15 protein-coding genes are annotated in these 15768 nt (G+C 41.2%); 14 read left to right on the top strand and 1 reads right to left on the bottom strand.

The features are described from left to right. Window positions 1–38 precede the first annotated feature (38 nt). The 7 genes from mnmE to serS all read left to right on the top strand — a co-directional run bounded on the left by mnmE (window position 39) and on the right by serS (window position 8151). Window positions 39–1400, top strand: a complete 1362-nt coding sequence (gene mnmE, locus BUB28_RS00075; protein WP_072947586.1) for a tRNA uridine-5-carboxymethylaminomethyl(34) synthesis GTPase MnmE — start codon at window positions 39–41, stop codon at window positions 1398–1400. A gap of 33 nt (window positions 1401–1433) precedes the next feature. Then, window positions 1434–3311: a tRNA uridine-5-carboxymethylaminomethyl(34) synthesis enzyme MnmG gene (mnmG, locus tag BUB28_RS00070; RefSeq protein ID WP_175547776.1), complete on the top strand. Its 1878-nt coding sequence runs from the start codon at window positions 1434–1436 to the stop codon at window positions 3309–3311. A 1-nt stretch (window position 3312) separates the two neighbouring features. Beyond that, window positions 3313–4017 (top strand): 16S rRNA (guanine(527)-N(7))-methyltransferase RsmG, encoded by a 705-nt coding sequence (gene rsmG, locus BUB28_RS00065; protein ID WP_072947584.1) that lies wholly within the window; start codon window positions 3313–3315, stop codon window positions 4015–4017. A gap of 115 nt (window positions 4018–4132) precedes the next feature. After that, complete coding sequence (locus tag BUB28_RS00060; protein ID WP_072947583.1) at window positions 4133–4948, top strand: ParB/RepB/Spo0J family partition protein; 816 nt, start codon at window positions 4133–4135, stop codon at window positions 4946–4948. Between the two features lie 190 nt (window positions 4949–5138). Continuing rightward, the gene (locus tag BUB28_RS00055; RefSeq protein ID WP_072947581.1) at window positions 5139–5966 is read left to right on the top strand and encodes a ParA family protein; all 828 of its coding nucleotides are present in this window, start codon (window positions 5139–5141) and stop codon (window positions 5964–5966) included. A gap of 17 nt (window positions 5967–5983) precedes the next feature. Beyond that, complete coding sequence (locus BUB28_RS00050) at window positions 5984–6844, top strand: ParB/RepB/Spo0J family partition protein (protein WP_072947579.1); 861 nt, start codon at window positions 5984–5986, stop codon at window positions 6842–6844. Between the two features lie 14 nt (window positions 6845–6858). Next, window positions 6859–8151, top strand: a complete 1293-nt coding sequence (gene serS / locus BUB28_RS00045; RefSeq protein WP_072947577.1) for a serine--tRNA ligase — start codon at window positions 6859–6861, stop codon at window positions 8149–8151. A 291-nt stretch (window positions 8152–8442) separates the two neighbouring features. Here serS and BUB28_RS00040 read toward each other — a convergent pair whose 3' ends face one another. Further along, complete coding sequence (locus tag BUB28_RS00040; RefSeq protein WP_072947576.1) at window positions 8443–8550, bottom strand: DUF3789 domain-containing protein; 108 nt, start codon at window positions 8548–8550, stop codon at window positions 8443–8445. 218 nt (window positions 8551–8768) lie between these two features. Here BUB28_RS00040 and BUB28_RS00035 point away from each other — a divergent pair, with 218 nt between their 5' ends. From BUB28_RS00035 to BUB28_RS00005, 7 genes are all read left to right on the top strand, one after another. Then, a complete protein-coding gene (locus BUB28_RS00035; RefSeq protein ID WP_072947574.1) occupies window positions 8769–9926 on the top strand; it encodes an FprA family A-type flavoprotein in 1158 nt (385 codons plus the stop codon). A 21-nt stretch (window positions 9927–9947) separates the two neighbouring features. Next, entirely contained in the window at window positions 9948–10151 is a 204-nt protein-coding gene (locus BUB28_RS00030; RefSeq protein WP_072947572.1) for a ferredoxin-thioredoxin reductase catalytic domain-containing protein, read from the top strand. A gap of 21 nt (window positions 10152–10172) precedes the next feature. Then, on the top strand, window positions 10173–10490 hold the full coding sequence (gene trxA, locus BUB28_RS00025) for a thioredoxin (protein WP_072947571.1): 318 nt from the start codon (window positions 10173–10175) through the stop codon (window positions 10488–10490). A 281-nt stretch (window positions 10491–10771) separates the two neighbouring features. After that, a complete protein-coding gene (locus BUB28_RS00020) occupies window positions 10772–11266 on the top strand; it encodes an RNA polymerase sigma factor (protein WP_072947569.1) in 495 nt (164 codons plus the stop codon). After that, window positions 11256–13778 carry a hypothetical protein gene (locus tag BUB28_RS00015; RefSeq protein WP_072947568.1) on the top strand — a complete coding sequence of 841 codons (2523 nt, stop codon included), beginning with the start codon at window positions 11256–11258 and terminating at the stop codon, window positions 13776–13778. The genes BUB28_RS00020 and BUB28_RS00015 overlap by 11 nt, the downstream gene beginning before the upstream one ends. Window positions 13779–13931: 153 nt before the next feature. Beyond that, window positions 13932–14678 carry an exodeoxyribonuclease III gene (locus tag BUB28_RS00010; protein ID WP_072947566.1) on the top strand — a complete coding sequence of 249 codons (747 nt, stop codon included), beginning with the start codon at window positions 13932–13934 and terminating at the stop codon, window positions 14676–14678. A gap of 107 nt (window positions 14679–14785) precedes the next feature. Continuing rightward, complete coding sequence (locus BUB28_RS00005) at window positions 14786–15622, top strand: dockerin type I repeat-containing protein (protein WP_072947564.1); 837 nt, start codon at window positions 14786–14788, stop codon at window positions 15620–15622. The last annotated feature ends 146 nt before the right edge of the window (window positions 15623–15768 follow it).

Genomic DNA, 15768 nt, shown 5'->3' with positions numbered 1-15768 from the left:
CAACGGCTTAATGCCGTTGTTTTTTTAGGAGTGATAAAATGTCGACCATAGCAGCTATTTCAACTCCGAATGCTATAGGCGGAATTTCCGTCATACGTATCTCGGGTGACGATGCTATAGGCGTTGCGGAAAGGATATTCTCCCCTTACGGCGATAAAAAGGTATCTGATATGGCAGGCTATACCTGTGTATACGGTATCGCTCACGACGGCGGTGAAAGACTTGATGACTGTATCCTGACAGTGTTCCGTGCTCCTCACAGCTATACTGGTGAGGACGTTGTGGAGCTTTCATGCCACGGAGGTCTCTACGTAACAAGAAAGGTGCTTCGTGCAGCTCTCGGAAACGGTGCTGAAAACGCAGAGGCAGGAGAATTCACAAAGAGGGCTTACCTCAACGGAAAGCTTGACCTGACACAGGCTGAAGCAGTTATGGATATTATTTCCGCAAAGGGTGAACGCGAACTTAAAATGGCAGAAAACCTCCGTGAAGGTGCGGCTTTTAAAAAGGCTGAGAAGTGCTCGAAAAAGCTTATGAAAATTCTCGGAGACCTTGCTGCCTGGGCTGATTATCCCGAGGAAGATATCCCGGAGGTACGGCCTGAGACTCTTACAGAGGAGCTTACGCAGGTGCGCGATGACCTCAGGTCTCTGGTACAGAATTACGACAGCGGCCGTATCCTCAGGGAGGGTGTTTCAACTGCTATCATCGGCAGACCAAACGTTGGCAAGTCTACTCTTTTTAACTGCCTTAGCGGCTGCGAGAGAAGTATTGTTACTGAAATTGCAGGTACGACTCGTGATATTATTGAGGAGTCCGTTCGCATCGGCGATATCACTCTAAGGCTTTCCGATACAGCCGGTATCCATGAAACAGACGATATCATTGAGGGTATCGGTGTGGATATGGCTGAAAAAATGATCGCATTATCGGAATTGATAATTGCTGTTTTTGACGGAAGTTGTCCTCTCACGGCGGACGATTTATATTTAATTAATAAAATTAATAAAGATAAAACAGTTGCTGTAATTAATAAAAGTGATGTGGAACAACTCCTTGATACTGCCCTGCTGGAACAGCAGATTAAACATATTGTATATATTTCGGCTAAAGAAAACACGGGAGTTGAGGAGCTTCACAAGCATATTGAGGAGATTTTTAAGCTTAATGAAGCTGATTTTGATACGGCAACAGTAGCAAATGAGCGTCAGAAATATTGTATCGACAAGGCACTTGAAAGTATTGAAAGTGCCATTTCATCACTTGAAATCGGTGAAATGCTGGACGCTGTTAATATTCTAATAGATGAGGCTGAACAGTCGCTGTTACAGCTTACAGGTGAAAAAGTTACGGACACAGTTGTTGACGAAGTGTTCTCTCGCTTCTGTGTTGGAAAATAATGTTTCATGTGAAACAATGAAGGAGGGGTATTTTTGAATTACGAAATGGGCGAATTTGATGTTGCCATTGTTGGTGCAGGTCATGCAGGTGTTGAGGCTGCACTCGCTTCTGCAAGACTTGGCTGCAAGACAGTTATGTTTACAATATCGTTGGATCAGATTGCTAATATGCCTTGCAATCCGTCAATAGGAGGAACTGCAAAGGGCCATCTTGTACGTGAAATAGACGCTTTAGGCGGAGAAATGGGCAAAGCTGCCGATAAATGCTTTATCCAGAGCCGTATGCTTAACCGAGGAAAAGGTCCTGCTGTTCATAGTTTGAGAGCTCAGGAGGACCGTGTCAAGTACCATGAGTACATGAAAAATGTATGCGAAAAAACAAAAAATCTTTATGTTAAGCAGGCTGAAATTTCTGAGATCGTTGTTGAGGATGGAAAAATCACAGGTGTAAAAACTTCACTCGGTGCTGAATATAAAGTTAAAGCAGTCGTAATTGCTACAGGTACATATCTTAAAGGTAAAATTCACATCGGTGAAGTTTCATATGAAAGCGGTCCTGATGCTGCACTTCCAAGTAAATTTTTATCGAAAAGTCTTATTGAAAACGGAGTTGAGCTTCGCAGATTTAAGACGGGTACTCCATGTCGTGTGAACAAGAGAAGTATTAATTTTGATATAATGGAAAGACAGGACGGCGACGAAAATATAGTGCCGTTTTCATTTGAAACTGATACAGAGCATCTTGAAAACAAAGTGAGCTGTTATGTTACATATACCAACAGTAAAACGCATGAAGTTATACTCGCAAACCTTGACAGATCACCATTATACTCGGGTAGAATAGAAGGTGTAGGACCAAGATACTGTCCGTCAATCGAGGACAAGATTGTGAGATTTTCTGATAAACCAAGACATCAGCTTTTTGTAGAGCCCATGGGACTTACAACAGATGAGTACTATTTACAGGGAATGTCATCATCGCTGCCGGAGGACGTACAGCTTGCATTTCTAAGAACAATAGACGGACTTGAAGACGTTGAGATAATGAGACCGGCTTACGCGATAGAATATGACTGTTGTAATCCGAATCAGCTCCTCCCTACCCTCGAATTCAAGAACATTGAGGGACTTTATGGCGCAGGACAGTTTAACGGCAGTTCCGGCTATGAGGAGGCAGGCGCACAAGGACTTGTTGCTGGAATCAATGCAGCTCTGAAAATCAAGGGTAAAGAGCCTATGATACTTGACCGAGCAAGCTCATACATCGGTACTTTGGTCGATGACCTTGTTACAAAGGGTTGTTCCGATCCTTACAGAATGATGACTTCACGAAGTGAGTACCGACTTATTCTTCGTCAGGACAACGCCGATCAGAGATTGACGCCGATTGGGCATAAAATCGGTCTTATTTCACTTGAAAGATACGAAAAATTGCTCGAGAAAGAGCGTCTGACAGCTGAGGAGATAGAAAGAGTTTCAAAGCTTAATGTATCCCCTTCCGATGAACTTAATAGTTTTCTTGAAGAAAAAGGCACTTCGCCAATGACTACAGGCTGTAAGATGGCTGATCTTATTCGCCGTCCGCAGATCAGTTATAACGATCTTGCTTTCATTGATGATGATCGTCCACAACTTCCCTGGGAGGTTTGTGAGCAGGTGGAGCTCCAGATAAAGTACGAAGGCTATATTCAAAAGCAGCTTGTTCAGATCGAACAGATGCGTAAAATGGAGTCAAAAAAACTTCCAAAAGATCTGGATTATAGCCAGATTTACGGTCTCAGACTTGAAGCAATTGAGAAATTGAACAAAATAAAGCCTCTGTCAGTCGGTCAGGCATCTCGTATTTCGGGAGTTTCTCCTGCGGATATTTCTATGCTTGCCGTATGGCTCATGCATGAGAAGGGAGAATGATATGCTTCCTGATTTTGAACTATGTTGCTCTGAATTTTCTGCTTTTGGTGTCGAACTGACTGAGAATTTATACCGTAAGCTTGCTATTTATGCTGATTTTCTCGTAAAATATAATGAGAATGTTAATCTGACAGCTATAACTGAGCCCCATGAGGTACTTCGCAAACACTTTATTGACTCAGTACTGCTTTCAAAATATGTAGATATCCCTGAAAATTCCACCTTGATTGATGTTGGTACAGGTGCGGGCTTTCCTTCAGTTCCTCTGAAAATATTCAGATCTGATATTAAACTTACCCTTCTTGACAGCCTTAATAAAAGAATTGATTTTCTTAAACAGCTTTGTGATAAGCTCGAAATCGATGCGGAGTTCATACACGAAAGAGCTGAAAATGTTTCAAAAATGCCTGAGTACAGAGAAAAGTTTGATTTTTCATGTGCAAGAGCGGTTGCAAATATGTCGCTTTTAAGTGAGCTTTGTATCCCCTTTGTTAAGGTCGGCGGCAGTTTTATTGCCATGAAGGGACCAAGTGAGAATATATCACTGGGTAAGAATGCAGTTGAGGTTCTTGGCGGTGTATTTGAGAATACCATTGATTATGACCTTTTTGATGAAAGCCGCAGAATAGTCGTAGTTAAGAAAATATCGCAAACTCCGCCAAAATATCCGCGAAATAGCAGTCAGCTCAAGAAAAAAAGTCTTTAAAAAGCAATTATTTTGTCATATAAACCGCTGTTTGTTTGAAAAACGGCGGTTTTTTTGTATGGTAAATATTTCCCGATAGTGCTAAAATTGTTTTATCACCAAAGGAGGTATTTTTATGGCAGGTTTTTTGAATTTTACTAAGGAAAAGCTTATAAATAAGGTGGTTGAGATAAATATCAGCGATATTATCCCTAACCCCTACCAGCCCCGTACAGATTTTAACGAGGATATTACGGCTCTTGCGGAGTCTATTGCTCAGAATGGAATATTACAGCCTCTTTCTGTGAGAAAGAAAGATGGAAGATATGAGCTTATTGCAGGTGAACGCCGTCTCAGAGCGGCAAAAATGTGCGGCTTTGAAGCTGTACCATGCATTGTTCACGAGGTAAGTGACAGACATTCGGCAGTGCTTGCTCTTGTTGAGAATATCCAGCGTCAGGATCTATCTTTTTTTGAGGAGGCTGCTGCAATTGAGAAGCTTATCACTCATTACGGAATGACTCAGGAGGACGCCGCTGCTAAGCTTGGACGAGCTCAGAGTACAATTGCAAATAAACTCCGCTTGCTAAGACTTACCGAAAAGGAGCGTGAACTGATAATCCATTACGGACTTACCGAACGTCATGCCCGTTCCCTGCTCAGACTTGGCAGCCCTGATGACAGGATTTTTATACTTGAAAAGATCATAAAAAATAACCTGAATGTTGAACGTTCTGAGCACTTGATTGATGAATTTATCGGCAGTCAAAGAAATAAGGTGAGCTATAAGAAAAGATCGGTTGTTTTTCAGAATGTGAAGATGTTTGTTAACACCATAAATAAGGCAGTCGAAACTATGCAGGCAGCTGGAATATCTGCTGACTCGCGTAAAATACAGAATGAAGATTATATTGAATATCGTGTTAGAATTCCAATTCAGAAGAAAATATGATATTTTGTTTCACATGAAACATTTTTACATTGTTTCATGTGTTTTTTATTGTTTCACGTGAAACATTTATATGTCAAATATGCTGAAATTGTTTCATGTGAAACAATTTTTGAAAAAAATTAATGTTTCATATTTACATTGAAGTTAAAAAGTGATATAATAATAGAAGTAAACTTGAAAGGAAGATAATATGGGCAAGATCATAGCTGTTGCCAATCAGAAGGGCGGCGTTGGAAAGTCTACAACTGTTATAAATATCGCAGCATATCTCGGTTCACGCGGTTTTAAGATACTATGTATCGACTCTGATCCACAGGGTAATACAACTACAGGCTTTGGCATAAAGAAAAAGTCTGTAAGTTCTTCAACCTATGATGTTATAACGGGTAAGACACGTATTCAGGAAGCTGTAATTGCTACTGAGTTTGAAAATGTATCTATTGTACCTGCTACAGAAGCTCTTGCAGGCTGTGAAATTGAGCTTGCAGAATATGAGAACAGAGTCAACAGACTCAAAATGCAGATACTCACCTGTAAAGACGAATATGACTACATTTTTATAGATTGTCCTCCTGCACTCGGTACGATAACTATAAACGGTATCGTTGCCTGCGACAGTATTATTGTCCCTATGCTTGCAGAGTTTTACGCTCTTGAAGGTTTATCACAGCTGGTAAATACTATAAAAATAGTTAAAAATAATTATAATCCTGCGCTGGAAATAGAGGGCATCTTATTTACGATGTTTGACGGCAGACTTAATGTAGCCAATGATGTTGTAACGGAAGTCGAGAAGTACTTCCCTGATAAGGTGTTCAAGACAAAGGTGCCGAGAAATGTCCGCATTTCAGAAGCTCCCAGCCACGGAAAGCCTGTTATGTACTATGATAAGACTTCAAAGGGTGCAGAAGCCTATGAGCTTGTTTGCCATGAGCTTCTCGGTGAACCTCTGGAACTGCCGAAAAAGAAAAAGATCTTCTCTTTCAAAAAACATAAGAAAGGAAAAAGTTCGTCTTGACGAATAAGGTTTGAACTATGGCAAAAGGTGGTTTAGGTGCAGGTGGAGGACTTGATGCACTTTTCATTGATAACACCAATGATATACAGGTCAAAAAGACTCTCCGTATCTCTGAAATAGAGCCGAACCGCGATCAGCCCAGAAAGGCGTTCAGCGATGAGGCAATAACCGCTCTTGCAGACTCTATCCGTGAGCACGGAATGTTACAGCCTATTCTCGTCCGCCCCATAAGCACTGGCGGCTATCAGATAGTTGCAGGTGAAAGAAGATGGCGTGCGGCAAGAATGGCAGGTCTAGATGAAGTACCTGTAAATATCAAGGAGCTTTCCGACCTTGAGACCATGCAGATAGCTATTATCGAAAATCTTCAGCGTGAGAACCTTAATCCTGTTGAAGAAGCCGCCGGCTATAACGAGCTTATAGAAAAGTTCGGCATGACACAGGAAAAGGTTGCTAAAATGGTGGGCAGGTCACGTTCCGCAGTTGCTAATGCTGTGAGAATACTTGCGCTTCCCGAAAGAGTGCTGAAAATGCTTGAAAACGGCGAGATATCAGCAGGTCACGCAAGGGCACTATTAGGCTTTGAAGATGAAGAAATGCTTATTGCAACAGCTCTCAGAGCTGCTGACGGAGGTCTCACGGTAAGACAGGTGGAAAAGGCTGCACAGAAGTCCGCAGAGCATAACGAAGATATCTCAAATGAGAGATCAAATAAAAAGATCGACAATTACTTTGTCGAAATGGAGCTTTCCCTTAAAGAGCGTCTTGGCAGAAAGGTCAAGGTAGATTACGGCAAGAACAAGGGTGCTCTTATACTTGAATTTTACGACAAAAATGACCTTGCGGCATTAGCTGAAAAGCTTGCCAAAGAGGACTAAGGAGAAGAATAAATATGATAGATATTAAACTTATCAGAACAAATCCTGAGCTTGTAAAGGAAAACATCAAGAAGAAGTTTCAGGACGACAAGCTTGAACTCGTTGACAAGGTAATTGAACTTGACAAGCAGTACAGAGAGACTAAGCTCGCCTGCGATAACCTCAGAAACACAAGAAACGTAAAGAGCAAAGAGATCGGCGGACTTATGAAGAACGGTCAGAAGGACGAGGCTGAAAAGGTAAAGGCTGAGGTTTCTGCTCTCGGTAAGGAGCTCGAAGAAAAGGAGCAGCTGGAGGTTAAGCTTGAAGCTGATATTCGCGAGATAATGCTGGTTATCCCTAATATTATCGACGAGTCAGTACCGATAGGCAAGGACGATACAGAGAATGTTGAGGTCGAGAGATTTGGCGAGCCTGCTGTTCCTGCATTTGAAGTGCCTTACCATGTAGATATTATGGAAAAGGTAAACGGTATCGACATAGACAGCGCACGTAAGACAAGCGGTAACGGTTTCTACTACCTTTGCGGCGATATCGCACAGCTCCAGAGCTGCATACTCTCTTATGCAAGAGACTTTATGATAGACAAGGGCTTCACATATTACATTCCTCCATTTATGATAAGAAGCAACGTTGTTACAGGCGTTATGAGCTTTGCAGAAATGGAAGGCATGATGTATAAGATAGAAGGCGAGGATCTTTACCTTATCGGTACTTCCGAGCACTCTATGATAGGTAAGTTTATTGATACTATCGTTCCCGAGGAAGAGCTTCCAAAGACTCTCACAAGCTATTCACCATGCTTCCGTAAGGAGGTAGGTGCTCACGGTATCGAGGAGCGCGGTGTTTACCGTATCCACCAGTTTGAGAAGCAGGAAATGGTCGTTGTATGTAAGCCTGAGGAGTCTATGGACTGGTTCCACAAGCTCTACAGCTATACAGTTGAATTCTTCCGCACACTCGATATCCCTGTACGTACACTTGAATGTTGCTCAGGCGACCTTGCAGATCTTAAAGTTAAATCTATTGACGTTGAAGCATGGTCACCTCGTCAGAAGAAGTACTTCGAGGTAGGAAGCTGTTCTAATCTTGGCGATGCACAGGCAAGACGTCTCGGCATCAGAGTCAAGGCTGCTGATGGAAGCAAGTATTTCGCACATACACTTAATAATACAGTTGTTGCTCCTCCTAGAATGCTTATCGCATTCCTTGAGAACAACCTTAACGAAGACGGTTCTATCCGTATTCCAAAGGCACTCCAGCCTTACATGAGAAAGGATATCATCAAGGTTCCTGAGAAGAAGTGAGTATAAAATAGAAAGTAGAAGGGCGGCGTTTGCCGCCCTTTTTGCATCGTTACGCTGCACCCTTCCACGTTGTAACTTGTAGACTCGTTCACTCTGATAAAAAATGTAACTCGCATATCGCTTACGGCAATATGTTTATTGTAACATGAACCAATGTGTAGGGGACGGCGTCCTCGACGTCCCGTATTTTACATAACAATAATCAAAGTCGTAGTAGGTGCGTAACGTTAAATATAATGAAATAACACGGGGCGATGCAGGTATCATTTCCTACAGGCTAAGGGCAAATGGCTAACGGCTGTCTATATGCTCGTCGCCCCACTTTGCCGCTGTACAGAGACACATTGTTATAACGCCCAACACTCCGCCACACATACTGCCGAATAGAAAGTTTAACATGAAATTGCTCCTTTGCTTGAATATCGTTCTGATATTATTATGCGCAGAATAATCATTTATAATCATTTCTGTACATGAATTTTTACAACATAATGCGGCATAATAAAAGAAAAAACTTTAAATTTGTTGCAAATGCCACTTTTCATTAATGCATATTTATGTTATACTTAATAAGTAATACGGAATATCCGTAAATAATTGAAAAGAGGTAATTTCCAATGAATAAAATAACCAATGACATTTACTATATCGGTGTAAACGACCACGATATCGACCTCTTTGAGGGACAGTATGACGTTCCTAACGGAATGGCTTATAATTCATATATAATAGTTGATGATAAAACAGCTGTATTCGATACAGTTGACGGCAATTTCACAGAGCAGTGGCTCGGCAATATCGCTGAGGTACTTGGTGACCGCACTCCCGATTATCTTATAGTTCAGCATATGGAGCCCGATCACTCAGCAAACATCAAGAGCTTTATTGAAAAGTATCCTGATGCTGTTATCGTTGGAAATGCCAAGACCTTCGGCATGATTGATAATTTCTTCGAGGGACTTGCAATTGCAAACAAGCTCGAAGTCAAGGAAGGTGAGAAGCTTTCTCTCGGCAAGCATGAGCTTTCATTCGTATTTGCTCCTATGGTACACTGGCCTGAGGTAATGTTCACATACGACAGCACAGACAAGGTTCTTTTCTCTGCTGACGCTTTCGGTAAATTCGGCGCACTTGATGTTGAGGAGGACTGGGCTTGTGAGGCTCGCCGTTATTACTTCGGTATCGTAGGCAAGTACGGTATGCAGGTACAGGGCGTACTTAAAAAGGCAGCTGCACTTGATATACAGACAATATGCCCGCTTCACGGACCTGTACTCAAGGAGAACCTCGGCTACTATCTTGGACTTTACAACACATGGTCAAGCTATGGTGTGGAGTCTGAGGGCGTATTCATTGCTTATACTTCTGTTTACGGCAATACAAAGAAGGCTGCTGAGCTTCTCAAGGAAAAGCTTGAAGCAAAGGGCTGCCCGAAGGTCGCTATAGCTGACCTCGCAAGAGAGGATATGGCTGAGTCTGTTGAGGACGCATTCCGCTACGGAAAGCTCGTTATCGCAACAACTACCTATAATGCTGATATCTTCCCGTTTATGAAGCACTTTATTCTCGACCTTACTGAGAGAAATTATCAGAACCGTACTATCGGTATCATTGAAAACGGAAGCTGGGCTCCTCTTGCTGCTAAGACTGTAAAGGCTATGTTTGAGAAGTCAAAGAACATCACATGGACAGATACTACAGTATCTATCAAGTCAGCTGTAAAGGCTGCAAATATCGAGCAGATAGATGCTCTTGCAGAGGAGCTTATGAAATAAAAAAAAGAGGAGGGACTGAATATGAAAGTAACACTCAATCCCGACAAAGAAGTTGTTGACAGAATTAAAGAGGGACTTAAAATGAAGGACGGCTATTGTCCTTGCCGACTGGCAAAAACTCCCGAAAACAAGTGTATGTGCAAGGAGTTCCGCGACCAGATAGCAGACCCGAATTTTGAGGGCTTCTGTCATTGTATGCTCTATTATAAGTCATTGGAGGATTAATACTGTTTTAGGAGGTAAAATATGTACGAGGTAAAGATCACAAAGGAAAATTTTCAGAGAGAAGTGCTTCAGCACACAGAAACTCCTGTTCTTCTCGATTTCTGGGCAATGTGGTGCGGACCCTGCATGGCACTTAGTCCGATAATCGAGCAGTTAGCTGACGAGTACAAGGACAAGGTAAAAGTGGGTAAAGTCAATGTTGACGAGCAGCCCGAGCTTGCATCAGCTTTCAGAGTAGAGAGCATACCTATGCTTGCAGTAGTAAAGGACGGCAAGCTGGTAAAGACATCTGTAGGACTTCAGCCTAAGGAAGAAATCCTGGCAATGCTGGAGCTCTGATAATTATTGTATAATGCGGGCGGATCATCATATCCGCCCATGCTGTTATACCTTCTTGGAGTCTGTTTTATGCATCTCCCATAAAGGGAAAAAACAGCTTTTTTCAACGGGAAACCATTGATAATTCAAAAGCTTATATATCAGATAAGGCTCACTGACTTTTCTCAGTGAGCTTTGCTGTTTATGTGTTTTCAAAATTTTTTTCGGATATTGCACGGAAAATATTTTCAGGATTGTATATATCTATGAAGCGACGCTTCTGATAGAAAGGAGGAAGTTCTATGAATGATAATTCAGCGTTGTATGCGTTCAATAAATACGGCGATACCGTTCTGAGAATGGCATTCGCTATTATTGGAAGCTACCATGAAGCAGAGGACATAACACAGGAAGTTTTTCTGACGCTTCATGCAAAACCACAGAATTTTGAAAATGAAGAACACATGAAGGCATGGCTTTTAAGGTCAGCCATAAACCGCTGTAAAAATTACAAGAAGAGCTCACGTATAACTAAAAATTCTCCTCTTGACGAAACTCTCGAAAATACTCTCAGCTGTGAATTTACGGAGAGAGATAACGAGATAAGAGATAAGATAGAAAAGCTTCCCGAGAAATATGCTACCGTGATATACCTGTATTATTTTGAGGAGTATAATATCAGGGAGATAGCTTCTGTCATAGGGAAAAATGAAAACACGGTAAGCTCACTTTTACAGCGCGGAAGAAAGAAGCTTAAAACAGAACTTGAAAAGGAGGGTTATGTTTATGAGACCTAATGAATACGATGACCTTCTTAAAAAGATAAAGTGCAGCGATGATTTCCGCAAGCGTATGCAGGAAAAACTCAGCTCTGAACCTGTAATGATAACAGAAACAGAATATGCGGACAGCGTTAGCGGAACAGATGTTGCTCCTCAGCGTAACTGGGGCAGATTTGCAGCTATTGCAGCAGCTTTTGTGCTTGTGGGCGGAGCTGTTGGCGGCGGTGCTTATTATTTCAATAAGATGAAGAATGATAAGCCCGTTGTAAACGAAGAAAATGAAAGTGAATCTATTTATGAGAAGGTAAAGGCAAATAAAGATATATTCGATATGGACGAATATGTTTGGAATTATTCGGCAGGAGCTAATGTCCTTGTAAAAGAATCAAGCAACTATAGACTGTTTGATTTCTTAGACGGTATCGAGGGAGTAAAAAAAGTCGATGATTGTCCGAATGCTTTCAGGAGTGTACGCTTTTCATTCAGTGACAGCAAGAGCGAAAAGCATTATGATTTTTCTCTGCGTGAGAACGGATACGGCTTCTGGCAGGAAACAGACGAAAACGGAAATGGAGTATATTCTGCTCAGAATAAAGAGTGCTATTATTACGGCAAGGACGTATTTGAAAAGCTGTTTGACAAGATGCTCAGAGATGTTGACAGTGAAACTGTAGAAGCTATGTGCAAGACTTCAGGAGATGAGATACTTAGCTTTGTTAGCAGGCATCTTGAAAACAGCGATAACAGTGTGATCGCTTATCCGTGGTTAGGATACAACGAATCAGAGGTAAGTGAATATTCCATAACAGATAAAGAAGCTCTTACAAATTCTTTGATGCAATTTGAATGGGTAAAGATAAAAGAAAGTGAATTTGAATATAATAACTGTTACGATATAGGTGATAAGGGTATCAGAGTTTCAGAATGGGGATATCTTATGGCAGTAGAAGACGACCCTGATCCATATGGCTGTTACAAGCTAAAAAATGAAATTGAAAAAGAAAAACTTGTAGATGCGGTAAAGTCTGTACTCGGATATGATGCAGAATCACGAGATGCAACAAGTGAAGAGATCAGAGAGGTATTAAAGCCTGTCATAGATGAGCCTAAGGCAACTACATGGGACGGTACAAAGGGTATCCCTCAGGGCGGACAGTATTACGGTACTATCTATCGTTACTACAATGTAAACGAGCCTGAGAGCTTTATAAATGAATTGGCTTCGTTTGAATGGGTGACCTGTTTAAGGACGGAAGCTGAAAATAATGTCTATATAGATACAGATAATCTTGATTATACAACCGTATGTCAGATCTGGGATTTAGCAAGCAGCTATTCTATATCAGAAAACGGATACTTATGCGAAAATACAGGTTACGATAGTAAATTACGGTGTTATAAATTAAAGAACGAAAGAGATAAAGATAAAATACGTCCTATAGTAGATAAATACATTACTATGACCGAGGGTTCACAGCTTGCTGAAAAGCTCCGTATGGGCATAGATAACTACGATAATCTTGAAGCTGATTTTGTTTGTGACGGCAATGACGGACGCTCAGGCGACTGTTCATTGAGAGGACATCTTTATTATGATGCTAAAAACCATAAGATGTATATGAATGGCGAAGGAACTTTTGACGGCAAAGAAGTAACTATTGAAACAATAATGAACGGCGAGGACCATTCCGCATACAGAGTCATCGACAAGGCTACAGGTGAGGTTTATCGTTCATATGTTTACTGCATAACATCTCCTATGATACCTCGTTCTCCTGCACATTATGTTTATGCAAGCAAGGGCATTGAACAGATGCTTGGGCCTGTATGGGCAGGAGATCCTGAATATAATATCGAGTCAAGAGATATTGGCGGAGGAAAAACAGAATATAATATTTCAGGCAGACAAGGTGAGGGTTACGATGAGATAAATAAGACTATCGTGCTTACAGAGGGCGGTCAGCTGATTTCAAGTGAAAGTAATGGCTACTCATTCAGACTTGAAAATTATGTATTCAATTCCGATAGCTTTGAAATGGTCGATATTTCTAAGATATTTGAAGAGATAAACTATGAGGATAACAAAAGAGATTATCAGCTCCCCGAAAACAGCCTGTATCCCGAGCTTATCGGCAGTATAACCAGCGATATGGATATACAGGTAATTAGAGATAACTATACGAAAAATTTGCATGGATATAATATACTTGAATTGTTCAAGGGGCTTGATAAAGATGGCGGCGATGAGGATTTTTGGCTGTTGCACGGAAGCGAATTCAAGTCAGGTTCAAAGCATGGCGACAGACATATGAATGGATACTGCACTATCATAATTGAAACAGAAAAATATGAATTCGTGATATATGTTCCCGATGATGAAAGCAAAAACAAACCTGAGTGGGGTGATAATTCGGTACTCATCGAAAAGCATTACGGTACAGAGAACGAGAGCCATGACAGTTATTACAGAGATTTCTCGGATAGCGATCTTAACACTCTCAGACAAATTATAATAAACGGATATTAAACGTTGATTTATCCGTAATAACATGATATAAGCAGCGTGACGCTGCACCCTTTTAAATCCGCGTCTCTTGCTTTTGCTTAACTTATATGCTATAATAAAAGAAAGTCTCCGCAGTCGGTATGGCTGCGGAGATGTTTTTTAGGAGGTATTACAATGAAGCTCATATCATGGAACGTCAACGGCTTTCGTGCTTGTCTGCAAAAGGGATTTGAGGACTTCTTCAAGGCTGCGGACGCTGATATTTTCTGCTTGCAGGAAACAAAAATGCAGCCCGATCAGGCAGACTTTAAGCCCGAGGGCTATCATATATATTTTCACAGCGCAGTAAAGAAAGGCTATTCGGGTACGGCTGTATTCAGCAAGACCGAGCCTTTATCCGTTACATACGGCATAAACGGCACTCATATGGACGAGGGTCGTGTAATCACCTGCGAGTATGAGGACTTTTACTTCGTATGCTGCTATGTTCCAAACGCTCAGGACGGGCTGAAGCGCATAGACTACCGTATGGAGTTTGAGGACGATATGAGGGCTTATCTCTCAGAACTTGACAAGAAAAAGCCTGTAGTGTACTGCGGCGACCTGAATGTTGCACATGAGGAGATAGACCTGAAAAATCCTAAGACAAACCGCGGAAATGCAGGCTTCTCCGACGAGGAGCGCGGCAAGTTCACGGAGCTTCTCAGTGCAGGCTTTACGGATACATTCAGAAAGCTATATCCTGATACTGTTACTTATTCGTGGTGGTCGTACCGCTTCAAGGCTCGTGAAAAGAACGCAGGCTGGCGTATAGACTATTTCGTTGTATCGGACAGATTTATGGAGCGCGTGAAAAATTCCGAGATACTTACGGATATAATGGGAAGCGATCACTGTCCTGTTATGCTGACAATTGAATAATGTTAGTATAAAATGTATATCTTTTTATTGACAATCACTGATAACTATTGTATAATATAGTCAATAGCATAAAATGCTATATTATTTTTTGAAAGGGATAGATTGCCATGAAAAAGAAGATAATGTCAATGATGATGTCATCATTTATTTTTGCGTCTATGGCAGCATCAACAGTAAATGCGGCTGTTCCTGCTGAACCTATGGATATTCCGGAAGAGGTAACAGAAAAATGGAAAGCAGAATTTTCCTACAATGATATCTTCAAAATGACAAAAGAGGGGAATATCTCAGACGTATTCAAGGAGAAGAAAATAGAAGCTTCAAAAATATGGACTTCGGAAAGCGTTGCGGATTCATTGGAGAAAGGGCGTTTCCCGGTGTTGATATTAAAGCCTGATAATATCTTTTCCTCCTATGATGTGTTTAATGATGACGGTCAGTTTACTGTATATGAGGCTGATCTTGGAAAAATATCAGGATATTACGGTGTACCTGAGACCCTTTTCACTGTAAAAGGAAAGACTCTTGAAAGTAACGACGGCATATATGAGAGGTATTATGAATGTATAATAACGCCTATTTCAAGGTGTTACAATAAATATACCGACAGAGTTGCCGCTGTGCTCAATTATATGCAGCAAAGCCCTGATTTTGATCGCTTCTGCGAAGAGGATATGAGTGTAGACTTTTTAGATGGATTACCTGTCAGCCAGGGGAATATAAATTTGCTGTATAATCTGCCTAATGAAAAGTATGTCAGGGGCGATGTCAATAACGACGGAGATTTTGATATTGCTGATCTTCTGACCGCACAGAAGTGGATGATAAATAGTGTTGATGTCCTTCTCGGAAACTGGGAGGTCGGTGACTTCAATGACGATGAAAGCTTCGATGTCTTTGACCTTATCCTTATGAGAAAAGCTCTTATTGAAAAATCAGAGTAACAATAAAAATGCTGGTATACTTAACCTCGATACCCATATAGAAATTTTACACTAATTATTGAGAGAACCCCTTTTGAAAAAGGGGCTTCTCTCAAACTCTCTCCCTAAAACTTTCAGTTTTATTTTTTCTCAGATAGGGCACACCC

The organism is Ruminococcus flavefaciens, assembly GCF_900143025.1.
GTDB lineage: Bacteria > Bacillota > Clostridia > Oscillospirales > Ruminococcaceae > Ruminococcus > Ruminococcus flavefaciens_I.
This window is presented reverse-complemented; position numbering and strand designations above follow the sequence as displayed.

What these genes read in the sequence shown, in the direction of transcription:
- BUB28_RS00010 (WP_072947566.1), top strand. Translation starts at nt 13,932, where the DNA reads ATGAAGCTCATATCATGGAACGTCAACGGCTTTCGTGCTTGTCTGCAA.
- BUB28_RS00030 (WP_072947572.1), top strand. Translation starts at nt 9,948, where the DNA reads ATGAAAGTAACACTCAATCCCGACAAAGAAGTTGTTGACAGAATTAAA.
- BUB28_RS00050 (WP_072947579.1), top strand. Translation starts at nt 5,984, where the DNA reads ATGGCAAAAGGTGGTTTAGGTGCAGGTGGAGGACTTGATGCACTTTTC.
- BUB28_RS00055 (WP_072947581.1), top strand. Translation starts at nt 5,139, where the DNA reads ATGGGCAAGATCATAGCTGTTGCCAATCAGAAGGGCGGCGTTGGAAAG.
- BUB28_RS00015 (WP_072947568.1), top strand. Translation starts at nt 11,256, where the DNA reads ATGAGACCTAATGAATACGATGACCTTCTTAAAAAGATAAAGTGCAGC.
- BUB28_RS00020 (WP_072947569.1), top strand. Translation starts at nt 10,772, where the DNA reads ATGAATGATAATTCAGCGTTGTATGCGTTCAATAAATACGGCGATACC.
- serS (WP_072947577.1), top strand. Translation starts at nt 6,859, where the DNA reads ATGATAGATATTAAACTTATCAGAACAAATCCTGAGCTTGTAAAGGAA.
- BUB28_RS00005 (WP_072947564.1), top strand. Translation starts at nt 14,786, where the DNA reads ATGAAAAAGAAGATAATGTCAATGATGATGTCATCATTTATTTTTGCG.
- rsmG (WP_072947584.1), top strand. Translation starts at nt 3,313, where the DNA reads ATGCTTCCTGATTTTGAACTATGTTGCTCTGAATTTTCTGCTTTTGGT.
- BUB28_RS00035 (WP_072947574.1), top strand. Translation starts at nt 8,769, where the DNA reads ATGAATAAAATAACCAATGACATTTACTATATCGGTGTAAACGACCAC.
- mnmE (WP_072947586.1), top strand. Translation starts at nt 39, where the DNA reads ATGTCGACCATAGCAGCTATTTCAACTCCGAATGCTATAGGCGGAATT.
- trxA (WP_072947571.1), top strand. Translation starts at nt 10,173, where the DNA reads ATGTACGAGGTAAAGATCACAAAGGAAAATTTTCAGAGAGAAGTGCTT.
- BUB28_RS00060 (WP_072947583.1), top strand. Translation starts at nt 4,133, where the DNA reads ATGGCAGGTTTTTTGAATTTTACTAAGGAAAAGCTTATAAATAAGGTG.
- BUB28_RS00040 (WP_072947576.1), bottom strand. Translation starts at nt 8,550, where the DNA reads ATGTTAAACTTTCTATTCGGCAGTATGTGTGGCGGAGTGTTGGGCGTT.